The organism is Nostoc spongiaeforme FACHB-130, assembly GCF_014698475.1.
Taxonomy (GTDB): Bacteria; Cyanobacteriota; Cyanobacteriia; order Cyanobacteriales; family Nostocaceae; genus Nostoc_B; species Nostoc_B spongiaeforme.
In genome coordinates this window covers 62210-87519 of the sequence record NZ_JACJTB010000011.1, presented here as the reverse complement: position 1 = coordinate 87519, position 25310 = coordinate 62210, and the positions used below count along the sequence as shown (strand labels likewise).

20 protein-coding genes are annotated in these 25310 nt (G+C 39.9%); 10 read left to right on the top strand and 10 right to left on the bottom strand.

From position 1 onward, the window contains the following. Window positions 1-317: 317 nt before the first annotated feature. A complete protein-coding gene (locus tag H6G74_RS11290; RefSeq protein WP_190967764.1) occupies window positions 318-848 on the top strand; it encodes a hypothetical protein in 531 nt (176 codons plus the stop codon). Between the two features lie 524 nt (window positions 849-1372). Here the strand turns inward: H6G74_RS11290 and H6G74_RS11285 are convergent. Then, window positions 1373-3091: an ankyrin repeat domain-containing protein gene (locus tag H6G74_RS11285; protein ID WP_190967763.1), complete on the bottom strand. Its 1719-nt coding sequence runs from the start codon at window positions 3089-3091 to the stop codon at window positions 1373-1375. A gap of 193 nt (window positions 3092-3284) precedes the next feature. Here H6G74_RS11285 and H6G74_RS11280 point away from each other — a divergent pair, with 193 nt between their 5' ends. Further along, a complete protein-coding gene (locus H6G74_RS11280) occupies window positions 3285-3623 on the top strand; it encodes a hypothetical protein (RefSeq protein ID WP_190967762.1) in 339 nt (112 codons plus the stop codon). Between the two features lie 678 nt (window positions 3624-4301). Next, on the top strand, window positions 4302-5489 hold the full coding sequence (locus H6G74_RS11275) for an AbrB family transcriptional regulator (RefSeq protein WP_190967761.1): 1188 nt from the start codon (window positions 4302-4304) through the stop codon (window positions 5487-5489). Window positions 5490-6094: 605 nt separating this feature from the next. Here the strand turns inward: H6G74_RS11275 and H6G74_RS11270 are convergent. Continuing rightward, entirely contained in the window at window positions 6095-7744 is a 1650-nt protein-coding gene (locus H6G74_RS11270; protein ID WP_190967760.1) for an alpha/beta hydrolase, read from the bottom strand. A gap of 276 nt (window positions 7745-8020) precedes the next feature. Here H6G74_RS11270 and H6G74_RS11265 point away from each other — a divergent pair, with 276 nt between their 5' ends. Beyond that, window positions 8021-8455: a hypothetical protein gene (locus H6G74_RS11265; RefSeq protein ID WP_190967759.1), complete on the top strand. Its 435-nt coding sequence runs from the start codon at window positions 8021-8023 to the stop codon at window positions 8453-8455. 260 nt (window positions 8456-8715) lie between these two features. Here H6G74_RS11265 and H6G74_RS11260 read toward each other — a convergent pair whose 3' ends face one another. Further along, window positions 8716-9744 carry a M20/M25/M40 family metallo-hydrolase gene (locus H6G74_RS11260; RefSeq protein WP_190967758.1) on the bottom strand — a complete coding sequence of 343 codons (1029 nt, stop codon included), beginning with the start codon at window positions 9742-9744 and terminating at the stop codon, window positions 8716-8718. Between the two features lie 119 nt (window positions 9745-9863). Here H6G74_RS11260 and H6G74_RS11255 point away from each other — a divergent pair, with 119 nt between their 5' ends. The 3 genes from H6G74_RS11255 (at window position 9864) to H6G74_RS11245 (ending at window position 12164) form a co-directional block, all read left to right on the top strand. Continuing rightward, window positions 9864-11081 carry an urease accessory protein UreH domain-containing protein gene (locus tag H6G74_RS11255; protein WP_190967757.1) on the top strand — a complete coding sequence of 406 codons (1218 nt, stop codon included), beginning with the start codon at window positions 9864-9866 and terminating at the stop codon, window positions 11079-11081. 125 nt (window positions 11082-11206) lie between these two features. Next, entirely contained in the window at window positions 11207-11812 is a 606-nt protein-coding gene (locus H6G74_RS11250; RefSeq protein ID WP_190967756.1) for a hypothetical protein, read from the top strand. Window positions 11813-11951: 139 nt separating this feature from the next. Continuing rightward, a complete protein-coding gene (locus H6G74_RS11245) occupies window positions 11952-12164 on the top strand; it encodes a DUF6887 family protein (protein WP_190967755.1) in 213 nt (70 codons plus the stop codon). Window positions 12165-12261: 97 nt separating this feature from the next. Here the strand turns inward: H6G74_RS11245 and galE are convergent, their stop codons facing one another. After that, a complete protein-coding gene (gene galE / locus H6G74_RS11240; RefSeq protein ID WP_190967754.1) occupies window positions 12262-13260 on the bottom strand; it encodes a UDP-glucose 4-epimerase GalE in 999 nt (332 codons plus the stop codon). A gap of 276 nt (window positions 13261-13536) precedes the next feature. On the opposite strand from galE, the gene H6G74_RS11235 reads away from it, so the two are divergent. Both H6G74_RS11235 and H6G74_RS11230 read left to right on the top strand, forming a co-directional pair. Further along, window positions 13537-14214: a hypothetical protein gene (locus tag H6G74_RS11235; RefSeq protein ID WP_190967753.1), complete on the top strand. Its 678-nt coding sequence runs from the start codon at window positions 13537-13539 to the stop codon at window positions 14212-14214. Window positions 14215-14581: 367 nt separating this feature from the next. Next, complete coding sequence (locus H6G74_RS11230; protein ID WP_190967752.1) at window positions 14582-16333, top strand: ABC transporter ATP-binding protein; 1752 nt, start codon at window positions 14582-14584, stop codon at window positions 16331-16333. Window positions 16334-16378: 45 nt separating this feature from the next. Here H6G74_RS11230 and H6G74_RS11225 read toward each other — a convergent pair whose 3' ends face one another. From H6G74_RS11225 to H6G74_RS11200, 6 genes are all read right to left on the bottom strand, one after another. Further along, window positions 16379-16711 carry a type II toxin-antitoxin system RelE/ParE family toxin gene (locus tag H6G74_RS11225; protein ID WP_190967751.1) on the bottom strand — a complete coding sequence of 111 codons (333 nt, stop codon included), beginning with the start codon at window positions 16709-16711 and terminating at the stop codon, window positions 16379-16381. Beyond that, on the bottom strand, window positions 16708-16968 hold the full coding sequence (locus H6G74_RS11220) for a ribbon-helix-helix domain-containing protein (RefSeq protein WP_190967750.1): 261 nt from the start codon (window positions 16966-16968) through the stop codon (window positions 16708-16710). Before H6G74_RS11220 ends, H6G74_RS11225 begins: the two co-directional genes overlap by 4 nt. Window positions 16969-17095: 127 nt before the next feature. Further along, window positions 17096-20863, bottom strand: a complete 3768-nt coding sequence (locus H6G74_RS11215; RefSeq protein ID WP_190967749.1) for an nSTAND1 domain-containing NTPase — start codon at window positions 20861-20863, stop codon at window positions 17096-17098. A 95-nt stretch (window positions 20864-20958) separates the two neighbouring features. After that, window positions 20959-22131 carry a DUF1822 family protein gene (locus tag H6G74_RS11210; RefSeq protein WP_190967748.1) on the bottom strand — a complete coding sequence of 391 codons (1173 nt, stop codon included), beginning with the start codon at window positions 22129-22131 and terminating at the stop codon, window positions 20959-20961. Between the two features lie 7 nt (window positions 22132-22138). Beyond that, window positions 22139-22300 carry a hypothetical protein gene (locus tag H6G74_RS11205; RefSeq protein ID WP_190967747.1) on the bottom strand — a complete coding sequence of 54 codons (162 nt, stop codon included), beginning with the start codon at window positions 22298-22300 and terminating at the stop codon, window positions 22139-22141. A gap of 85 nt (window positions 22301-22385) precedes the next feature. Further along, the gene (locus tag H6G74_RS11200) at window positions 22386-23573 is read right to left on the bottom strand and encodes a sigma-70 family RNA polymerase sigma factor (protein ID WP_190967746.1); all 1188 of its coding nucleotides are present in this window, start codon (window positions 23571-23573) and stop codon (window positions 22386-22388) included. Between the two features lie 138 nt (window positions 23574-23711). Here H6G74_RS11200 and H6G74_RS11195 point away from each other — a divergent pair, with 138 nt between their 5' ends. After that, window positions 23712-25100 (top strand): hypothetical protein, encoded by a 1389-nt coding sequence (locus tag H6G74_RS11195; RefSeq protein WP_190967745.1) that lies wholly within the window; start codon window positions 23712-23714, stop codon window positions 25098-25100. Window positions 25101-25310 lie beyond the last annotated feature (210 nt).

Below are 25310 nucleotides of genomic sequence, written 5' to 3'. Positions count from 1 at the left end.
AAACCTAAGAATAAATACTTCTTTTGACATTAGACAAAATCTAAGTTTTGTATCTGAAAGTTAAAAACTTTACAAAAATATTTTACTTGAGGCGCAACCCAACTTTTATCTAGCTCCGGCAAAAATATACAAATGTTTGCGTTTCGGTTGCTAGTCCAAAATTCTGAGCATGGCTAGTTTTTTAGTTGAGAACAGCGATCGCTTCATTTTGGCTTTTGTCCACAAAAATTAACACTCTCTCAGTTTCTTCCTGCAAGATGAACCCGAAATGATCATCGGCTATGCTGTATAAATCAGCATTACTACAGGGAAAAACTATGAAAAATAGTAACAAATTTAACTTCATTGCCTTAGCAGCCTTACTATCTTTAGCGGTTGTATTGGTGACGACACCCGCTAATGCACTTCCAGGGCAAAACATTAACACCGTGATTAAATGGGCAAAAACTAAAACCCAATTACCAAGACTGACTTATAGCAGCGAAGCACATGGTTATTCAGGTAATAAAGGTAATTTATATTTCTATGTTGATGTTCCGGCGGAGAATGGCGTAGTCACTAAAGAAGGAATCACCATTAGCGGCGACTCCAGTATCAAATTCACCCGCAAAAATGCCAAGGCGGTGAAATTAATTCAAAGCATTTATAGCGCGAATATTGCTAACGATTTCAGCCAGTCTCGCCGAGTTACTAAAGTTGGTCGAGACCATTATTATAGAGGTCAAAAATATGCTTATATTCTGGCTGAGGTGCAAGGTGGTTCAGCTTTTCAAATTATTAAATTAAATCAATTACAAAACGAGATTGATAGTGCTAAATATTGCCAAACTCATCAGTGTGACTTGTAATTTAGAAGGCAGGAGGCAGGAGGCAGGAGGCAGAAGGCAGGAGGAAAACTGTTAAGCTAGTGTATTAATGCTAAGATGCCCGACTTCTCAAAGAAGTCGGGCATCTTGTCATATTTAGTAGACAACTAAAACTCCTGCTCTTCCTCATAAAACCAAATTTCTGCCAGCAAAGAAAAGCCCATCAGCCAAATGAAGCAGAAAACGAAGAACCACAAAGCTCCCATCATAGTGACTACCTCCACCAAGCTTCTTGATTCAAGACTGTGTTCTTATGTAAGTATGTTGCGCTTATCAACACTGAGGAAATTATTACTGGAAATTTATATCTTGAGTTGGGTTTTTTATAAAACTAAATTTTATTAACTAAAGTATTACAAGAGATTGCTAGTAGTAAGTAGGATGTGTTAGCGACGGCGTAACGCATCTACCGCAAAGTTTTAGATGCGTTATGGCTTACGCCCAACACACCCTACACATACTAAAATTTTTTCAGAAATCAAATCGGATTTCTAGAAATTTAATGCTTAAACAGTCGCGCGGCTCCAATTAAAGTCAATTAAATCTAGGATGTAATCAACAGAGTTATCTATATAATCTTCTATGTTTTCATTATTAATGACACATAATTTACCGCCAGTAATATGTATTTTATCTGGTTCTTGGGAGTAAGCTTTGTGTTCACTGATCCATCCTGGTTTCTCTCCAATGGTTTCTACTTTTTCTATTGCAAAGGTGTGGATATGTAATCTATAAACTGGAGTTTCATGATAAATTCTTGTACCGAGATATCCTAAGTTGCCAATGATATATATGTATTCTCCAACTAATGTGGCTGAATGAAAGTCAGTTGGTGGAAACACATCTTGGGGATAGCCAAAAATCTGAAAATTACCATCACCTTGATAAACTACCACATCGTTATATATACAAAAATCAGGGTCATAGGAGTCTTCATGTTCACCAGCAATTTCGACAATTCTGCCATCTGGTAATTGTGTAATGCTTCTGCCAAATCGGTCATAGCACCATGCTTTATCTTGCCAATTTTCTGTATCTTTAAAAAAGTTTTTAGCTGTATAAGCAGAACAACCTTCACAAATCACCGCTTCCCAAAAGGGAATTATCATCAACTCTGGATTCGTTTTGCCAAAGCGCGGATGTTTGCCAGCAAAATATTGCTCTGGTGTTACTTGTGATAATGAAAATTTGTTGTTGTCAATTCCGGTGAGCGATCGCCGCATATCATCATTAATATCGCTCAAATCTTCACCAGCCGCAACTAACATTCTGACAATTTCCTTCTTTTTCGCTACCTTAATGGCTTTGTCATTGCAATCATTGATTCTGCTGGGGTTTGCACCAGCTTCTAATAAAATTTTGACGCAATCAGTAGCACCATGCTCTGCTGCGACGATTAACGCAGTGTTACTAAATTCATCGGTGGCTTCAATATCAAATCCCTCTGCAATTAGCCACTCTAAGACTTCGACCCTATTGTTTTCTATTGCATACATTAACGGCGTTTTTCCGCAGTTTCCCACATCATTGTGATTTGCTCCCGCCGCTAGGAGTAACTTGGCTTTAGGTAATTCACCCACCTGAATACTCAATAACCAAGGAGTTCTATCCCAACAATCACGCACATTTTGATCTGCGCCTTGTTCTAGCAATAACTTTACTTGCTCTAAGCTGCCAAAAACTATAGCGTGCATTAATTCTGTCCATTCCAGTTGCTCTGGGTTAGCACCTGCGTTCAATAATAATTGGACAGCATCAAATCTCCCAACCTGAGCAGCTACTTTAATTGCAGATTCACCATAGCTACTCATTCCATTGACAGCAGCACCTTTAGAGATGAGTAAATTCAAAGTTGGTATTAAGTTTTCATCTTGCAAAATATCTCGACCATACATAGCATGAATTAAGACATAATAGCCATCTGAAGTTTGATAGTTAATATCAGCTCCAGCATCGAGAATAAATTGGATTTTATCGAGATTTCCTGACTGTACAGCCAACCCAAGTACGGTATTTTGAGATTCTGGTTCAATACCATTGACATTCGCGCCATGTTCTAAGAGGAAGCGAATCATCTCAACGCCTGCATTGGGGCTACTAACTGCACACATTAATGGTGTTTGCTGGGAATACTCGTCTAAGTATTCAATATCAACACCATTGGCTATTTCATCTGCGACTCCTGCAATATTGCCCTGCTGGACATCAATATGAATTTTTTCCATACATTTTCTGAGTTAAGTTCTGATATAAATTACTACAAGCAGAAGCGATCGCGCTTCCCATCTTATCCCCACAGATATCGTCAAGTTGCTCTAAACGCCTGAATTGTGCTGTAAGCGTTAAACTAGAACTATTGGAATCAAAATCTCTGGCAGTAAGTTCTACAAGTAGTCAATTTTGATCACTCCAGGGAAAATGTCTCAAGAAGATGAAGAGTTACTGCATATTCAGCAGATATCTAACCTTAAACCACGACACTTTGCTGATTTAGTCAGGGCTGCACAGTTAATTTTTGATCCAACAGCGGGAATTGTCGGAAGTCATGTGGTAGTAGACTGGCAAGAATTTGGTATTCCTGATGAGGTAGAGTTAAATCTCAAATTACTTGGTCAGCAATATCAATATGATTGTCCTAATATTCCTAGTGCAATTATTTGGAGTCAATTAACGCCTGCTACACGTAATTGGTTTCTGGAAAATAAAGATGAATTGTGGAAATTTGAAGAAGCTTTTCCACCCTTAGATGAAGACTAGTAGAGAAAGGCAATTACTCACAACTATCAGACATGGTAGAAAACAGATGTTTTCTACCATTTATTGTCCTAAATAACGCCGTGTGTAACTGTCTCTTAAACCTAACCCCCAACCCCTTCCCTACGAGGGAAGGGGAGCAAGACTCAAAGCCTCTCTCCGCGTCGGGGAGCCAGCGCCGTGGGCTGGTTTCCCGACTTGAGGCGACTGGCATGAGAGGTTTGGAGAGGGGTTTCAAAAATTAAGTTGTACAGGGTGCATCCCAGTTTTTATTACTCAGCAAAATAATAATTCTGTCATTGCGTACTCCTTCGGAGAAGCAAGCTACGCGTAGCGTCTCGCTCCAGAGGCACGACGTAGGCGTAAGACTTCCCGCAGGGTAGCAATCGCATGGACTCGTTGTTAGTGAGGGATTTTGCGATTGCTTCACTCCACTTCGTTGCGTACCCTACGGGAAGGCTAACGCCTACGCAATGACGTATTAAAAAAAGTGGGATGCTCCCAGTTGTACATCACTTTAAATACCAAATATTGCTGTGGTGATGAGGATGAAAGCTATGTTTAAATTTTATTAAGATTATTGTTATACCATTGCCATTGTACATAGAACTTAAAAACAGTAATTGGCGATCGCATTAATTCCAGAACCTAGTCAAATTTAATTTTAAAAAACTTGTATCAATGAATCAAAGTCTTAGTGTTACTCCCACTCAGGAGGAAATTTTTCATCAAAATGTCTCTGGTACTCAACCACAGCTAATTGTCCCTCAAATTATGGTTCTGGCTTTAGAAATACTACTAGCATTACCACTGAGTATCGGCTTGGTAAAGCTTCATGTTGGCGGTATTGCTTGGATATTTGGTGGTATCGCTGCTGGTACAATCATCCTCCAAGGATGTCGAATTTTCTACCAATACATACCCAAACCTAACAGAACTGCGAGAAAAGTTGGGATGGGACTTGTAGGACTGACTGTGGGTTTATCTAATGGTAATAGTGACCTGATCAATTTAGCTGCTGGGATTCCGATATTTGTTGCTCTGACCTTTTTTTTATTAGTATGTGGTAGCTGTATTGGCTATATTTATTCCCGACTCAGCAAAACCAACTTATTAACAGCAATGTTGGCGACAGTTCCCGGTGGCGTGGGTGTAATGTCATCAATTGCGGCTGATTACAATAAAAACGTGACTTTGGTTGCTTTAGTGCAAGCAATTCGGGTGACTTGTGTAGTGTTGGTAATTCCTTTTATTGCCAGAACCACAGTTGGTAATTACTGGAATTCTGCAACACTTCCTGTCAAACAAGCTTTACTCAGTCTGGAACCTACACAAATCGGACTGTTGCTGGTAGCATTGCTGATTACTGGAGTGATAGTTTACGGCGCTATTGTTTGGAAAATTCCGGCTGGAGATTTTTTTGGAGCGTTACTACTGGGTATATTTTTTAATTATTTTTTGAATTGCTTACCTTTTGTGAGTGGAGCTAACTTGAGTCCACAGCCTTTGGTTAATATAGTTGGTCAAATGTTATTAGGAATTACCATCGGTGAATATTGGGGAGAAAAACCCACCTTTGGTAAACGAATCATCGGTTGTGCGTTGATTTCTGTAGCGTTGACGCTTATTGCTGGTGCGATCGCTGCTATGCTGGCTATGCACTTTACTTCTTGGGATTGGTTAACTTGTCTTTTGGTGACAGCCCCCGGTGGTGCTGCTGAAATGATCTTAGTTTCCCTTGCGTTAGATCATAATGTGGAAATTGTCACCACAGGCCATTTAGTTCGACTCATCGCCATTAACAGTTCCTTACCACTTTGGTTATTTTTATTTCGCCGTCTGGAAAGGCAACTAGAGGTTAGGGGCTAGAGTCTAGGGGTTAAAGAAACAGTTATTTACCTCAATAGCTGGATTAAAATTAAAATGTAATAAATAATACTGCATTCCAAGATGAGTGTGACAGATGAATCGCTTAAAAGCCTACCAATAAACTCTTTCTAAACCAAAATACAAAATCAAATATGGTATAAAATGCTCTTTTCTAGCCCCTAATCTCTAGCCTCTAGTCCCTTCTTTAAAAAGAAAAAACCTCGGTGTTGTTCAAACCGAGGTGATTAGGAGAAGTCCAAATGTCGATGGGAGATACCGATACCGAAGTCCGTTGTTCATAGCTAACTGCAAAAGATATCAAATTCTGACAATATTTTTATTTGTTAGCGGATTTGATTGTATTTGATTACCAATTTCTAAACTTATGTTAATAAGTGTAACTAAATTGTTACGATAAGTCAACATAAATTGACAAATAACGGCTAATATCAGTGATAAGAAAAAATTATGTTTTAATAAACAGAAGCGATCGCTAGTACAACAAAGCAAAAGTAAAAAGAAATAATACTTATTAAGTCAGCTTTTTACCTATTTTTAATGGTCTGCTGATTTACGCCGCAGTGTACTAGTGAGAAAGTGGAGAGTTATTTATATATATATTCCTCCACTACTTTGAGCGCATCAGGAGGAATTTCTGTGACCAAGAGAAAGGGAAATGCTGGCGTAGAAGCGGAAATCGCATAATTTGGTGTCAAAAACACGCTATATTGTTCAGCTTCTGGGGTGAGTTGTGCAGCCATAGCCAGGACTATCACCTTCACAAATTTACGAACATCGGCGGCTTGTTCTCCGACAACTTCGCCGCCAGTAAAAGGTGTGTTGGGTTGACCAGCTTGATCTAAAGTAGTGCTGGGGTCTTTAACGCTGAGGTGTGTACCGCCCAAGATCCCAACCAGCCATTTAGGTGCAGAAATTTTGTGAAACCCGACAACTTGTTCAGTCAAAGCCGGAGTACTTTTATCGGCGGAACTGGCTAATATCAGCGTCGGGACTTGTATCTTAGTTAAACCAGAGTCGCCAAACATTAGAGAACTGGTAGGATTAAGAGCGATCGCTTGCTTAATTCGAGTATCCCGCAGTTGATAGCTGTTGTTTGGTAGTTCTTGAGCAACACACTGTGCAGCTTCACCCAAACTCAACACAGCCAAATTTTGTTTGCAACGTTGTTTGAGCTTATCTAGTTGTAACTCACCACCAGCTAACGCCAAAGCTGTACCGCCACCAAAAGAATAACCAATCACCATCGCATTGTTAGTTGCGAGTTTACCTGCTAACGGGTCGTTAGGAGTTTGGTTAACTTTAGCGAGTTCATCCAAAACAAAACTAATATCTTTGGGACGTTCTAAAAATTCTTGCGGTTTGAGGAGTTTACCTTTACCTTGTAAACCAGCATCAACATTTGTTTGATTACTACCAGGATGTTCGACAGCCACAAATACATAACCGTGGGATGCTAAATGTTCGGCAAGATAACGTAAGTCAGTCCGCACAGAACCCAAACCGTGAGAATAAACTATGACTGGTTTATTTGCAGTTGCAGCATTTGACCAATAAATATCTACAGGAATATTACGCTGACGTTGTTTGTCAAGCCAATTGACTTTCAAGACTTGGACTTCCGCCGTTCCAGGTTGACTGGGGTCAAATGGTAAAGAAACTTGTAGCGATTTTTGATTAAGTTGGGGTGCGATCGCTAACATAAATTGTTGAGTCCGCCAAAATGCGGTATTAAAATTACCAGACAATTTGAAAATTGCGGGTAAATTAATTTCCAGATTTTGACTCGGATAAGCAGCAATAAAACTCAGTAACGACAAACCTTGAGGCGCAGTTGCACCGATAACCGCTCCGGCTCTCAGAGCTTGCACACCAGCTTTATCCTTACGCACAACCGCAGTCGAGAAATCATTAAGAATTGTTGCCCCAATCTGAGTATTGAGTAACCGATTCACAGTCACAACATTCAACGGTAGCGGCATTTTCAGCGTCTCTAACAAAAAGCGCCGCTCTTGGGAAGATAATTTTCGACCATACAATTCAAAACCATTCGGGAAATCTCCCAATTCTGCTGCTTTTTGCAACTCAGCCAAAGAAACAGACTCCGCCAATAAACCATAACGCAACACAACAGTATCAGCCGCTTGTACCGCAGTATTTATACTTATAAAACTTGTGTAAGTTAAGGCACAAAAGCAACTTACTAATAAATTTAAAGCTTTCTTACTTATTCCCATAAAAATTATCGTCAATGAATCCTGACGGGAATATAACGGATATTTTGGCATTTGACGACTCTTAAAATAAGGTCAAGAAAATACCGGATACACATAGACATCATGTAGTGCAAGATATGTGTATACTCCACGAATATGCAAAGTATCTACGGAAAAAGCTCATCTCTTTTTGTTGCGGATGTTAATAGAGAGCAGAATTTATCCCGCAAACATACTTTACTTGAGCCTTGAGTCAGCAGCCCGAATGGCAGCTAAAAACTTTAGATTTCATCCTGTATGCGTCGCCCAATTATCTATATATTAATTTTGCTAGTTTCAATCTTGATTGTGACTTTGTTTTGGCCTGTACATAACTCGCAATGTAATTCAGAAGCTTTTTTAAAATCAAACAAACAAAAACTTCAGATAACAGCCTCCCAAGTTGTTGTGCAACCCTGGCGCGGCGAACATCATGTATATGGTATTTTCATGGTTCCCGATGAATACAAACAAGCACCATTTTTTGTGTTATCAGTCCAAGGTGTTGGTAATTATTGTTCTAAACCATTTGGTTATAGCCAAAACTATGATGATGTCTTTGCTCAACCAGGAACTCATTTAATTAGGTATTATCTGAGGACGCGCCTTGCGTTGCGGCTGATTGTTCAAGGTTTATATTTGCAACTTAATGATCAACAAAACTGGGTATTAATCTACCCACAAGTTAAGTAGAAAGGCAGGAAGCAGGATAAGAGAGGGTTTTAGTTACAAAAAAATCGTAGCAACTTTTGGGTGAAGCGGAGCGTAACCCAACAAAATCCTGAAAATGTTGGGTTTCACTGCGTCATATAGGACTCATATTTGATTTATGAAAAAAACCAGTACACCCAGGTCAGGCTTTTTTCCTACTCCCTACTCCCCATTCCCTACTCCCAGCCTATACAACTAGATTCAGAAAACAAATCGGATTCCTATATCAATTCCTGTTAGTCTTAAGGAGCAATTGGAGTGGCTAAACTTTCATGTTTGGCTAACAAAGCAGAGGTAGTATTCACAACAATTTGCGCCGCACCTGCAAAAAACGATCGCTCAATTGTACTAGGCTGGTCACTAGGTTGATGATAATGGGGACTACGCAGATTAGCTGTATCTGTCACTAAAACTGCCCCTACTCCTTGATACCAAAACGGTGCATGGTCACTCCGCAGAGTATCAGGTGTGAGTAATCCTTTCAATGGAATAGGTACTGTGAGAACTGCTGGTAAATTAGCTAGTTGTGGGTTTTGAAAAGCACTTAGTAAAGGTAAATGTTCCGTATCACCCACCACTGCTAAAAAGTCTCCTTTATCACTGGGTGGCGTTACAGGTAAACCTGGTGGATATTGTTGACAGCCGGGAGTGTAGCAAGCATAACCAACCATATCCATAACAATCACACCACTGAAATTTTTTAACCGTTTGGCTTGAGCTGCAAAAGCTTTACTACCCAACAGTCCGGCTTCTTCTTTATCAAAAAAAATTAATTGTAAAGTGCGTGGTGTTTGTTGGGAACCAAGTAATCTGGCAATTTCTAAGACTACCGCCACCCCAGTACCGTTATCATCAGCACCAGGAGAAGCAGCGACTGTATCATAATGTGCGCCGACGAGAATTGTACCTGCGGTTTTGTCAGTTCCTAAACGTTCTGCAAAGATATTCACACCATCAGTAAATTTCTCTAGCTGTGGTTTCCAGCCGGATTTTTTTAATTCACTTGTGATATATGTACGAGTACGCGATCGCTCTGCTGTTGTATAGCGTTGAAAATTTAACTTTTCAATGTGGGCAAGCAAATTCTCAAGCGAAACTTGTGGTGTATTGTCTTGTATTGGCGGCTTGGGTTGAGCTTGTTTTGCTGGTAATTGCTTAACAATTTCTGGTGCAGCAGCTTGGGGAAAAAAACTATTGAACGCAATACTTCTACTACCAACTATGACAACTACCGCCAGCGCCAACAGCACCAGCCAAATCCGTGTTTGCATACATTGAACCTTGCTTTCCAGACCTAGAGTAGCGCAAACTCAAGTTTGACGACTTGTCTGTTGACAGAGGCAAAAATTTGACATATTGTTCCTTGTTTGGGCAGTGCTGAAGGCTGGATATGTTAGATTTATCGCTCATCGCCATCCTGGGATTTCTCGGCAGTTTTGGGCATTGCTTCGGGATGTGTGGCCCTTTGACGGTGGCGTTTTCGTTGTCTGGTAAGCAAAATGGGCAGAAATCAACATCAGAACATTCATCTACTTGGCAACAGCAATTAATATTTCACTTTTTACTAAACCTCGGCAGAATGTTCAGCTACGCCCTGGTAGGTGCGGGAATTGGGGCTGTCGGTTCGGTATTGTTTGAAAGTGGACAACTAGCGGGAATTGGTAGTGAATTTCGCCGTTGGATGGCGATGATTACCGGAATTATGCTGATTTGGTTTGGCTTAGGACAAATTAAACCCAATTGGTTGCCTCATATTCCGGTATTACATCCTTTATTAAAAAGTAATTTACACGATCGCCTGAGTGCAGGCATGGTTAAACTTTCCTATCAAACCAAATGGTGGACACCCATATTTTTGGGAATGACTTGGGGTTTAATGCCTTGTGGTTTCTTGTATGCAGCCCAAATCAAAGCCGCAGAAACCAGCAACCTCTGGATGGGTGCAGCCACAATGTTAGCCTTTGGTTTAGGAACTTTACCCACGATGTTGGGGGTTGGTGTTTCTACTTCGTTAATTAGTAAAGATCAGCGCAGTCAATTATTTCGCTTAGGCGGTTGGGTAACACTGGCCATTGGCGCAATTACCTTATTGCGGACTGGTGACACAATGGTAGACTACACCGGACACGCCGCCTTATTTTGCTTGATGTTAGCTTTAATTGCCCGCCCAATTAGTCATTTATGGGCTGCGCCTATGCGCTATCGGCGGGCTTTGGGTGTGGGTGCTTTTGTGCTGTCTCTAGTCCACACCACCCACATGATTGAACATTCTCTGCAATGGAATTTTGCCGCTTTTTGGTTTTTTCCTAGAGAATTTCGCTGGGGGATGGCTGCGGGTGCTGTAGCATTGATCTTAATGACTCCTGCTGCTTTAACTAGTTGGGAATCGTTGCAGAAATCTTGGGGTAAACTTTGGCGACAAATTCATCTTTTAACTGTGCCGGCTTTAATCTTGAGTACCTTTCATGCAGTGGTGATCGGTTCCCATTACCTGGGTTCTCTAAAATCAAATGGGGGTAATAAGTTGGCAACAGTGCTACTAGTTACAGCTACCCTTGGAGTATTGCTGTTGCGTTGGGTAAAAGCAGGTGAGCAGGTTAAGAAGTAAAAAGTAAAAAATAAAAAGATAATCTCCATAAATTTAGAGGCTTACGAGCATTTTTATTTTTCTTTATTTTGCCTTTTAACTTTTAACTTTTGCCTTATTTGGTGAGCATGAATTATTTTCCAAGCATGAAAAAATTACAATCCGCATTATTGCTGTTTTGTTTAGCGATCGCAATTACTAACATTCACCCAGTCTTCGCCCATAAAATCCAAGTAGCCACCGATGTCGGTGCAACTCTCCATCTCGAACCCAATGATAATCCCCGCGCTGGCGAGCCTACCCAAACTTGGTTTGCCCTCACACGTAAAGGTGGACAAACCATCCCCCTTGCTCAGTGTACTTGTCAGTTGGCAGTTTACGCCGAACCCCACACCCCCAGCGAACCTGCACTACTCGAACCATCCCTCAAACCCGTATCCGCCGAACGCTTCCAAGGTATTCCCGGAGCCGAAATCACCTTTCCCAAACCCGGACTTTATCAATTACAACTCAGTGGTAAACCCGCAAAAGGCACTAATTTCAAACCCTTTACCCTCAAGTTTGAAGTCACCGTCGCGGCTGGTACTCAAAGTAACACACAAAATGTTCAAAAAGTCAATATTAATAATGCCAACAGCGATGCTGTAGCTCAGGAATCTACAAAAACTGTACCACCTTGGGCGATCGCAATTCCCGGTTTTGTACTAGTCGGGATTTTCCTAGTTTTCTGGCAACAGACAAGAAGAAGTTAATTAGTAAAATAGTTTAAGTATGCCTTCCTCTGAGCAGCACCTAGCACCGACGAATGGAATTCGCGGCTATAAAAACGAAGTCCGCCTTCGCGGACTAATTGAAAATCAATATTTACCTTAACGGAAAATAGAGATATTTATGAGTAAATATGATTTTATGTCAATGACTCGTAGTGAACTACGTAGATATATCCTTGAACATCGAGAAGATGAAGCAGCTTTTCAGATTTATTTAGATAGGTTTAGCTCTAATAGCAGTGAAATTTTTCCCGCTCCGCAAACAATAGAAGATTTAGACAACTTTCCCCAATTACACCAACATCACCTAGAAAAACGACAGAATCAAGCCTAAATCTTTTGACTGAAATTTTATTTTTCTCAGAAATAAAAGAGAAAGTATGAAGAGTGAACAGAAAAATTTCATACTTCACACTTCATACTTCACACTTCTATTTGTGTCGCTTTTGATGCCATTGCCAAGCATGACTCACAATATCTTGGATCGCTGGATATTGCGATCGCCAGCCGAGGATTTTTCTGGCTTTTTCACTACTACCAATTAAAACAGGTGGATCACCAGGACGGCGATCGCATTCTTGGACGGGAATTGATAAGCCTGTTACTGACTCAGCCGCCGCAATCACTTCACGCACGGAAAAACCGTTACCATTACCCAAGTTAAATACTTCGCTATCGCCACCCTGTAATAAATATTCCAGTCCTAAAACATGGGCATCAGCTAAATCGTTCACATGAATATAATCACGAATACAAGTACCATCAGGTGTGGGGTAATCTGTGCCGAAAATCGAGATAGACTCCCGCTTACCCAAAGCTGTCAGTAATATCAAAGGGATTAAGTGAGTTTCTGGGTTGTGGTCTTCACCTAGTAAACCATCAGGATTCGCACCAGCCGCATTAAAGTAGCGGAACCGGACTGATTTTAAATTATAAGCAACATCAAAATCAGATAAAATCCGCTCTACCATCAGTTTAGTAGCCCCATAAGGATTGATTGGGTCTTGGGGATGGTCTTCGGGAATTGGGACGACTTCTGGGACTCCGTAGGTGGCGCAGGTAGAAGAAAATACGAACTTGTGAATGGATGCAGCCAGCATTGCTTCTAATAAAGTCAGCGTACCGACCACATTGTTACGGTAATATTTTGCGGGGTCAGTCACGGACTCGCCTACGTAAGCATAAGCAGAAAAGTGCATCACAGCCGCAAAATTACGGGTTTTAAATAATTCATCCAATAAAGAGCGATCGTTGGTATCCCCAACTACCAGTTCTACCTGTAAAACTTGTTCTACCAACTCTCGATGACCGTAGACCAGGTTATCAAGTATTACCACGTCATAACCTGCTTGCTTGAGAGCCAGTACAGTATGAGAACCGATGTATCCTGCGCCCCCGGTGACTAAAATGCTGGTTTTTTGCAGCGACATAGTTTTTCCCCTCTGAGTTAAAAATTCCTCAATTAATTATGGGTGTAGGGATGTAAGGGTGTAAGGGTGACAGAAAAAATTTTTTCTCACCTGGAAAATTATAAATAATAGACGCAGTGTCAAAAAATTGCTCTAAAATCACTACGACGGTAGTCTTTAGGTGTGAGGCTGGTAATATTTGCAGTCAAGTAAAAGTGCGATTACAATTTGACGGTCAAATACACAATCTTGCTCCAAACCTAGGCTGATCGCACTAGAAAATTTGAGAGTTACTCTATGTTCATATTGTTGAGCCGCGTACTACTGTGGCTGCTTGTAGGCACTATCGTATATTCTTTGTTCCAGAGGTTCTATCCTCAAGGAACTTTCGCCGGAAGGGTGGTCTTGGTGATTATTTTGGTTGTCATAGCGTTGTCGTTCATTAATCCCAATGAACCAGCTGTGGCTTCTTTGTGGAGGGTGATCTCCTTTCCACTCAAACCCTTGGGTGCATCAGTGTTAATGATGATTTTTGCCGCCCAAAAAATTAAGGATGGTGGGATAGCAAAACCAGGGGGAACATTACTAGCTGCATCGCTGATTATTTTGCTGTTGTCTAGTACACCAGCGATCGCTTATTTTTTGGTGAGATCACCAATTGCGGCAACAGCTATTAATTCCACTTTAACAAATCAGGCACTAGTCAGAAATTATCTGCCAGCCGGGGCGACTGGTTCGGAAGTACTGGTTGCATTAAATCCTGGTGCAACAACTAGTGATGTAAATGCGATCGCATTTAACGCTGCGGATATCAAAATCCCGCCTTACCTGTTACAAAATCCCCAGCAAATTCGAGAACGGGGTTTGCGACTAGAGGATTTTGTCCCCAGTGCGGAAACACTCCAACTTACTACCCAAGTTTGGGAAAGTTACCTTAACCAAGTTTACTTTTTCTTACGTGGTCGCCAGTCCTAGGGTTAAAAAAGTAAAATTAACAAGGCCGCAATGCTATCCCCTAGTGGCTGGCCTTATTTAAAAAACCTGAATTCAGCATTGAACCTAAGTGGCAATCAGAAATAGTATCGCTACTCCCACGCCTAACTACTACCGCTACGCGGAAGTCAAAAGTCAAAAAGCTTATATCACAAGCTTTTCACCAACTTGAAATGATATCTTTATTTCCGTAGCGTTGTACTACTATCTTTGACTGCAATTTAGGATGAGAATTCAGCAGATAATTTTCTCTACTGAATTCTGATGACACACTCCTGAATTCTTTGTAGATAAAATATAAACCTACGATCCGTTTGTTTTAGGATGATGGAGTTACAAAGTTGCTGTAATGGCAAAATCTCGACGACTAGCTAAACTCGGTGCTTACCTGCGTCCTCATTGGGTAGAGGCAACATTAGGCATTTTTGCTTTGTTGTCTGTCAATGGCTTGGGCGTTTATATTCCTTGGTTGATTCGCGGTTGCGTTGATAGACTATCAACCCAATTTAGTTGGAACCAACTCATACATTATGTAGTAATCATTGTTTTGTTGAGTTCAGCAATGTGGTTAATCCGCATGGCTTCTCGAATTTGGCTATTTGGTGTAGGACGACAGGTAGAATTTGACCTAAAACAACGGATTTTTGAACATTTACTCAAGTTAGAACCAGCTTATTTTGCTACCAATACCGCCGGAGATTTAATTAATCGTGCTACCAGCGATGTGGAAAATATCCGGCGTTTATTGGGTTTTGCTGTACTGAGTTTAGCCAATACTTTTTTTGCTTATGCTTTGACACTGCCAGTCATGTTGGCGATTAGTGCCGATATGACGCTATATTCTTTGGCAGTGTATCCGATGATGTTTTTGTTGGTGCATTTGTTTAGCGATCGCCTCCGCAAACAACAAGCCGAAGTCCAAGAAAAACTCTCTGATATTAGTGAACTAATTCAAGAAGATATTAGCGGCATTGCCTTAATTAAAATTTACGCTCAAGAAGAAAACGAGCGCCAAGCCTTTGCTAAAAAGAATCAACAGCTATTAAGAGCTAACTTACAATTAGCCAAAAGCCGTAATGTGTTGTTTCCTTTAATTGGCGGTTTAGCTAATCTCAGTTCTTTAATTATTATTTGGTTAGGAACCACCAGAATTTCTGGCGGAACTTTAGCAGTAGGCGACTTTTTAGCACTGCTAATTTATGTAGAACGGTTGGTATTTCCCACAGCTTTATTAGGTTTTACCATTACCACCTATCAACGGGGTGAAGTTAGTATTGATCGCTTAGAATCGATTCTCAGCGTCACTCCCAAAATTCAAGACACGGCTGATGTGGTCAATTTAACCGTGGCAGAAGTCAAGGGAGAAATCAGCGCCAAAAACTTCAGCTTTACTTACCCAGAAGCAACGACACCAGCTTTAGATCAAGTCAATTTTACAATTGCGCCTGGAGAAACTGTAGCGATTGTTGGCGCAATTGGTTCAGGGAAATCTACTTTGGCCAATGCTTTACCCCGGTTGTTAGATATTGCTCCCGGACAATTATTTTTAGATGGGGTGGATATTACCAAAATTGCCTTAGCAGATTTGCGGAGTGCGATCGCTTATGTTCCCCAAGATAGTTTTTTATTCAGTACTACCATCAAAAATAATATCCGTTACGCTGACCCAAGGCGGGAACAACAAGACGTTGAATCTGTCGCTGTCATGTCTCAGATTCATCCCGAAATTATTAATTTCCCCCAACAATATGAAACTCTGGTAGGTGAACGCGGTATTACCTTATCTGGTGGACAAAGACAACGCACAGCCTTAGCTAGAGCCATGTTAGTTGATGCACCAGTGTTAATTTTGGACGATGCTTTATCTAGCGTTGATAATCAAACTGCTGCCAAAATTCTCAAAAATCTTTCTAGTGGAACTAGCCGCAAAACAGTAATTTTTATCACCCACCAACTATCAGCAGCAGCAGCAGCCGACCGAATTTTAGTCATGGATAAAGGTAGAATTGTCCAAGCCGGCAATCATGTAGACTTAGTGCAGCAAGAAGGCTTGTATAGAATTTTGTGGAGTCAACATCAAGTCGAGGAATTGTTGCGTTAATCCAAATAATGAGAATGCAGGTGTCAAGATGAAGCTGATTTTGGGTTAAGGTTCTTCGTCTAATTCGCTAAGTACATCTGCTATATCTCTTGCTCCATGAAGTACTCGAAGAATTTCAATAGTAGTATCTTCAATCCGATAGAAAATCAAATAATCCTGAAAATCTTTGATGCGCCATTGTCGAATTTCACCTAAACTCGATACAACTAATTGCGTTACTTTTCCCATACCAGGAGTCTTTTGCAACTGAGCAAACGTCATTTCGGCAGCATTTAAGAATTTAACTGCTACATCCCTATTTCCATTAACCAATATATAATTTGCCAGAAGTCGCAAATCTTGTGTTGCTCGGTCTTTAATAATTAACCGATAGTTCATGTGTCGCCTGAGTTACCTATACTATTCTGTTCTAAAACAGTAGAACGCAAATTTTGCCAATATTCTGGTGTTATTTCCTGTCCTGGGGAATCAATCCCTGCTTGCAAAAGAGCTTCTAACTTAGCTTGAGCTTTATTTTTTTGGTCTTGCTTGACCAAATCTAGAAAATATTCACCAATACTACTGTAAGCACCTGCCATCACTTGTGCCTCTAGATAAACGCGCATTTCATCAGGTATATCAATATTAATATTCATTGGCGTTGAAGTATGAATACCCTAATTATTTTAACTGACTATCTTGATGAGAGAGATAAATTTGCTCAGTTGATTGCAATTATTTCTGCATTTTTCTTTAAGAAAGGAGAAGTATAGGTAAGGATATTTAAAAAGCACGAATGCCAAGCATAGTAAGATTTTTACCTCCTGCCTTCTGCCTCTGGTTGGTGAGCGCAGTCAAACCACTACCTCCTACTATCACTTGACACTCCTCCCAGCGCCTTTTTAAAAGATAAGCACTGGGCGGAAATGATAACTTAATTGTGAGGTTTTGTCCTTGTAATTCTCTACAAGTAGATTCATCTGTCCAATTACACCGATTTTCTGTATATTTCCGCCACAATGTTTCAATATCTTTTAGAGTTTCACAAGGTAGAAGTTTTTCTTCTCCTTCGGTGAGATAACCATCATTATTGGCATCAGCTTTCGCACCTTGTTCACGCATCAAAATTGCATAAGATGTTTTGAGTGCGCCTGTATATTGATTTTCTAACTTGGCAAAATCAGTATCCACTAAATCACCAAATCTACCTTGTTGGAGTTCAGCTTCTAAAGTAGACAGTCTAGTTTTTTTAATGATTTCTGCTAAGGATTTTTCAGCTTTTTGGGAGGCTTGTTGCAGTGTAGTTTTGTGCTTGAAAATATCAGCAAATTTTTGTGGTTCTTGACTAATTTTGTCTTGTAAATTCAAAGTAATCCGCCAAATCTGCCGATAATCATCCAATGCTTGGTTGATATCCCCAGCTTGTTGATGTTTATGAGCATTATTCAATAATGCAGGTAGACTATTTAATGTTGTTTTGGCAATGTCAGGCGTAATAATATTAAATGAACTGTAGCGGATGATTTGAGCTAACTGATTTTGCTGTTGTTGTTGCCAAGCAAATATACTAAAAGCAGCAATTAATAATAAAGTAATGGTACTGGTACTACCTAGTAAAAAACGATTTTTTAGCCGCGCTTGTTTACTAGCTTGGATATATTCTTTTTCTTGGGGTGTGAGGTAATCTTTGTATTTTTGATAATATGCTTCTGCTTCTGTGAGTTGAGTTTTTTGCAAAAGAAAATCGGGGTGCTTTCGCTTTTGTTCCCATTCTTTGCGTTTCTTTTCTAAACGCTCTTGTTGATATAAGCGATCGCGGTTTTCATCCAACCACCAACGTAAACTCGACCAATGACGAATTAAGATTTCGTGAGCTACTTCTATAGTCACTTCACTTTTCAGGATTTCTAATTCCTGAGAAATGGAATCAGCAGTGCGACTCTGCCCAATATTTGCCTCGTTTTCTGGTAAATTAACAACAATTAATTTGGCATCAATAAACTTTTGCAGAGTTTTTTCAACTAAATATTGTGGATATTTACCTTGCAATAACTGGGATTTATGGACTTGTTTTTTAGTATCTTCTGTACCTTGTCCCAGACGAGTTAAAGACAGAAAAATCCATTGGGCTATTTTCTGTTCTTTTGGGGATAAACTATCATAAATGGCTTGAGCTTTGAGTTCTAAAGCTACTTTTATACCACCAATTTTATCACGGTAAGCTGAAACTGTTAATTCACCTGTATTTTGGTCGCGGTGTTCCCACAACTGTTCTAAAACAAATTGCAGTAAAGGTAAATCTCCCACCGATTGTTGTAAATCGCTTAACAGCAATTCCACTAAACCAGACTGCACTTTTAATTCTACCTGTTCTGCTGGTTTTTCGATAATCTGGCGATAATTTTCTGCACTCAATCGTGGTGGAACTAAAACATGAGATGCTTGTAATTTTTGTGATAGTTTGGGTAGTTCGAGACAGGGTGAAATAAAGTCAGCGCGGAGAGTAATGATTAATTTAAATCTGTCAGATGCGTAGTCTAAAGCTTCTAAAAGAATATCTAAAAAAACTTGGCGATCGCCTGTCGTCGCCAGCGTAAAAATTTCTTCAAATTGGTCAATAATCAAAACTACCATTGGCTCGTTTCTGGTGCGTAACCAATGAACAAAACCCTCACCACCTAAATGTAATAACCCTTCAGCTTGTAAGGGATTTTCTTCACTATCTGCCATAATTTTGGCTAATTCTTGCAGGGGTTTTTCTCCAGGACGCAAATATTTAATTAGCCAAGTTTCACTTCCCGGAAGTTGTTTACCTAACCTTAACTGTGCCATTAATCCTGCTTGGACTACGGAAGATTTACCACTTCCAGAAGCACCAACTACTGCCAAAAAAGATTTATGATTAACTTCATTAATTATTCTTTGGGTGAGAACTTCTTGACCGAAGAAATATTTTGCATCTTTTTCACTAAAAGCTCTTAATCCCATATAAGGACAAATCCCTAAATCAACTCGTTGGGATTTTTGTTGTGAAGTTGCAGGTAAAATTTCAATTACTCCTTGCATTCCCCCTAGCCAATAATTACGCCAAATTTGACTTTCTGCAAGTTCGCCCTGTACACCCATAATCCAGCCAGCAACAGATAAACCTGTTTGTAAGTTGGATGTTTGCAAAGTTGTCAGTAAAGCTGTAGCAAATTCTTCGGCATTTTCAATAGTAGCTGCACCAATAATTAAACACTGACTAATTTCTGATTCTTGTTGTAAATCTTCTAGCCAATTCTGGAGAGATGCAGTATTTTGTGCGTCTACAAGACAATCTAAAACTACAATTTGTTGGGCAATATTTGACTGACGCAGACTTTGGCGTAACCAATCACGACTAAGTTTAATTTCATCACTAATGACTAAAAAAGCTTCACCTGTGGTTGTCTCTTCAATTCTTCCCCGCAGATAAAGTAATGATGTTGCATCTTCTAAACTGGCTGACGATGCTTGATTGAGTAAGCAATTTTGAATCGCTTGGCGGACATCTGGCAAATCTCGTGCTTGGGGATGCCAATATCTCAAATCAAAACCACCCGCACCAGCCAACATTTTACTAATTTCAGGAGTTATTTCCCCATCTGATAGCCCATTTACTATTAAAGCTTGCCTGTGCGATCGCAATTCGATTTCTGTGGCTTTATACCCAAGAACTAATTCCCCCACTGCTTCTACAATCAATTTAGGAGTTTGCTGTGGTTGTTCTTTTTTTAACCCATCAGTATCACCACGGCTACGTTTTTGTTGATTAATTAACCGCAGTCCTTGGTTAAGCTTATCAATATACTGGAGTGTCTGATGATAAATATATTTGTAGAGCGATTTAACTTCAATTTCTCCCCGCGCATCAGCCGCTTCACCTAATAACCCACGAATTAAAAAATAGATAAATACCCCATGACCTAAATCGGGAAACTCCCATGATAACTGTTCTTTATCGCAAGAAAGTAAGGCATAAAATCCTTGACTATATCCTGTTTGTTTTTTCTGAACAGCAACTTTTTGCAGTTGTTCTAACATCTGAGGTGTGGGTGAATTTCTCAGAGTAAAACTGCCACTATGACAAGCATCTAAAATTACTATTTGTTGAGCAGCTTGACAATTACCCAACACTGTCAACAGTTCTTGCATCGTCAAACTAGTGTTGAGTAAATCATCTGTTTGAGTATGAGTTAAACACAACACAGCCTGCTGGCTTTCTGGCTCCAGAATTCCATGTCCACAAAAATAGAATAAAACTGTATCTTGGGGGTTAGCAGATTTAACTATATGCTGAAAACTAGCGCGAATTTCTGCTAATGAAGGTGCTGGCAATGCTTGGGAATGATGCTCAATTATTTCTGTGTGGATAAATTTGTGATTTGCTTGTTTTACAGCCTGAGCAAATCCTTGACAATCTGCAACAGCATAACGCAATGCACGCAGATTTTTATCTTGATATTCATTAATTCCAATGACTAAACACCAAAGTTTTTTGACATCTGTTTTGATAATGGCACGGGGCATACTTTGATAGTATAAATAGTATGATATTATTTACTAATTTTTAAACGCAAAGGTACGCTGAGTAAGCGCGGAGTTACGCTGAGAATGATAAAGTGTTAAAATCTCAATATTTCTCGCTCATAGTTTTCTGGCGTTGGTTCAATCTCCCATACTAAAGCTTCCCCCGCTTCTAGTTGTAATTCAATTGCTAATTTTTCTGTCGCTGTATCCGCAACACATTCATTATCGGGAAATGGTTGTAAATCTTCAGTTAATAACCGCAATTTAAACCCGCTAGGAATTAAACCTTGTAATGATAAACTATGCAATTCTATAACCCAAATTCCTGATGTAATCTCGCCAGTAGACTGCACTTGCAACTCGTAATTTTGACCAGTAATTATCAAATGACGAGTCAAAATCACTGGCTCATTTGTTTGGGCTATGCCTCTACTACCAAAACTAGTTTCTAAATCTAAATAATTCCAACTCAGTTGTTGGGCTACATCAGAAATTCCTGTTTGTACCCATTGAATAATTGACCATTGCTCGGAAATTCCGGTACGTAGTTCATATAATCTTTGTCTCCAACCGCCGTGTTCTAGCAATGCTCCCCATAAGCTAAAGGGAACTGCAAGTCTAGGAAATGTTACAGCCGGATTGCCTAATCTTTCTAGTAAACTATTTGCTTGGGTTAATGATAAATTAGCGAGAGGTTCCACTTTAGTTTTTGTTGGCGCATCAGGACAAAGTTGACGAGTTACCCACAATATATCTAAGTCGTGGATGAGGTCTTCATAATCTAAAGCATAAGTGCGATCGCCTGCACTATAATTACTTGGTTGTTTAAGTTGCAAATGGGTTGTATATCCCCAAACTTTTACCCAACCATCTTCAGTATTAACTTGCACAGCTAAATAATAATCACCAGCCCAACTGGGAATATCCACCCATTCTTGGGGAACGCGAATTTCATTGATATCAATTGCTAAACTCGGAATTAATATTAGCCGAGTTTGATTAATAGTAATCGCTGTCCCATTTACTACTTCCCAAAAGCTATGCAAAACAGCAAAATTTGGTGCAGGCTTGGCGATAATTCCCCATATTTCTTCTAACCAAGGTAGAACAGTTAACAAGCAAAGTCGATTTAAATAAGCTTGTAGGCGAGTACTGGGTGTGGAAAAATTCTGACTTTGCTGCCAAACTGTATCCTGTGTAGTTTCTGATATCTCCACGCATGATTCGATGGCAATAGTTGATATCGCTAGAGAATTAAGATAGTTCATGATTTAATTATCTATTCAACTGTGTCAATTGATATTCTTTACCTCTGCTAATTTCATCTAATCCCTCATGAATAGCGGCGAGGAATTTAATCTCTTGAATTATGTGGTGAATTGAAACATCTGGTGGCAAACGTTTGATTAATTCAATTACTTTTTGTTGGTCGCTCATAAAACAATATCTTGTGAAATTTATATTACGAACCGCAGAGACGCAGAGAGCGCAGAGTAGGAGATTCCTGATAATGATGAATCTGCTACACTTCATTGTGATTTTTGTAGTATTTTTCTAGCCATTCATCAATCAATCCATTCATGTTATTGATTACGTTTGGACTCAAAGAAATATTCTGGGTGGTTTGTGACCATTGCGCTAATGTGATGAGTGATTCAGATTTGAATTTTTGGAGTCGGCGCACCACAGTTGGCTGAGATATCCCTAGCTTGAGAGATATTTCTTTTTGGGTGAGTCCTTCACCGTAGTACATTTTCAGTAGCTCTTGCCTTTGTGCGTCAAGATTGGTGATGCTATTACTTAATAGGGAATTTATCTCTGCCCAGAGAGATTTACGGATTTCTGCTTCTTCCTCATCTAGTAGTTTTGTTAAGGGAGTAGCATCGCCACTAGGTAAGATATCTTGCAATGTATTATCTTCGTTAAATACCGACGCATCTAAAGAAGCAGTGGGTGGAGCCGTGTAAGCCCGAATAGCTTTGATACAAGCTTCTAGCCATTTTTGGATAGTTTTCGCATCTGATGGTGGTAGTTGCTGAATTCGTTCTTGATTGTAAAGTTGGGCGATCGCTTCCCATACAATCAAATCAGGGGCGGTAAGCTGGCGGTTTCCCTTGGGTTTTGTGGGCGCATAAATTACCTTGAAGCATTCCCAAGCAAAAATATAAGGTGCAATTTCTGTAGCGGATAACCCACGCTGTGCTAAGGCTTTATGAAGCAGTTTTTGACTACTGTGTAGTAATAATGACCAATCGCTTCTAATACTTGCTTCTTCTAGCCCTTCTTTGAGTAGTCCATCTTTGATGAGATTACAAAACACCCGATACGCAAAAGCTTCTAAATTAGACTGTCGCTGGGGGTCAAATCCTGTGAACACCTTATCAATATATGCGATCGCTATTTGAAAATAGTCCGCTAAAGTATATTGTGGCAACGTAAATCGCGGTTTGACTTTTGTAGCCGCTTTGTAACCAACTTCTTGTAAGTAAGCATACAAATGACCCCTCGCCAGACTTTTTGGCTGATTTTGCCAAACCTCGTGCCAATATAATGCCCAATCAGATGTAGAACGTTCTGCGGCAGAATACTGACTGAGGTAATTACTCATATTGCGATAGAGCTTGCTATCCGTGACCCATTTTGTTGAACCGCCTGATGAAAATTGCAGAAAGCTCGAAAAAATCTCAACAATTTCTTGACGAGGGTGCATGAATTGACGTGTTTAACTCTATTTTCATAATTTACAAATTATCTTTACATAATATTCAAGAATGATGGGGAAATACCTACGAATATTTTCAGAATTTCCACAGTATATGACCATAGTTAAACTTTTCTGGAGTTAGCGATGAATAACCGCAAGTTAAAACCACGACACAAAAGATTGATATATGCGATCGCAACTTTCGTGATTCCTCTGTATACTGTGGCAACAACAACAAATAGTTATGCCAATGTCCCAGAAAAAGCAGAAATATACCAAATTTTAGGTAATCATGAACTATCAATTCGCCGTGGTTCTAACTATGGCCCTGCTGTTGCTGGTAGTTTTCTACAAAAAGTACATGATACTTTATTCCTTCCAGGTAATGGTAAATCCTTCGCCCAATTACGCTTTCAAAATGCGTCGGGAAAGGATATGGGACTACAACTCCAAGCCAGTACAAAAAATAAACAATTAACACTTTATTACTTACCTTGTACAGCTAAACAGGGAGATTCTTTACTCATAGAATGGGCGAATCAAGGTAGTGGCAACCGTGCTTGTGAATATGGTGTGCGTGTACAGCGCGGTGTCCGTAATCAAACTAAATTTCTAGATAAAAATTCATCTAATTTTGATCCTGCTAAACAGTTATTTATAGCCCAAAATTCTGGTACTAAATTGCAATATTGTAGTGTTGCTGCCGCAGATGGCCGCGGCTGGAGTGGTGTTTCTGCTAGTGACCCTTGTGAAGAACCAATACAACAATGTCAGACAAGTGGTGGTAAAGAATGTGCAGCGATTACTAGAGATGATTGGAGTCTCAGAAATGAAAACTTAATTGCCACCGTCAACTGTGCCAACAATCAATCTTTCAGTGAAAAAAGTAGTGGTTCTGGGATGAAAGATACAGTAGCTAAACTTTGGGAACAATCTCAAAGTCAAAAAGCCAAATTTTGTGCGCTGCATGTAATTAATTCTGAGCAAGATGAAGTAATTATCGCTCCTGTAGTTAAGGATATAAACTTATTCCAAACCCGCAATACACCAAATGGAATTCAAATAGATGTAATAGCAGGAATTGCAAATGTGATATCAGCTAAAAATCCTCAAGGAATTCCAGTCAAAATAGGACAAAGATATAACTATAACGGAGAAAATCAAGAAGATAAAATAGGAACTTTTGATAATCAAATTGAATCAATTGAATTACAAGTTTATCAAGCTGAAGCCAGAGGGTTAAAACTCTGCGACCAAGAACAAGTGAGCGGTGGTCAACAAGGTGATAGTCGAGAAATTCAACTCACCGCTAATGAAGGTCAAATTAATATTAGTTATGAAATGTATAACGTTCCTGATAGATTAAAAGTCAGCTATGAAGGACAAACTCTCATTGATACAGATTTTGTTTCAGGTAGTAATAAAGTATCTGCGAAGTTTAAAGGTAATTCTGGGCGAGTTAAGGTAGAAGTCATCGGTAATAAAGATATATCCACCACTGAGTGGAAATATACACTTTATTGTCCACAATGAAGAAGCAGGGGAGCAGGGAGCAGGGGAGAAAAACCACCCACAAGGGGTGGGGCTTCAACCAAGGGAGACTCATGAGCAAGGGAGCTTTCACCCACAAGGGGTGAGGTTTTTACCTTTCCCCCTGCCCCGTTCCCCCTGCCCCCTGCCTCTTATAAAATAGCCCATCATACTGAAATCTAGGGCTAAATAAACAAAGTCCGCACGACAAAC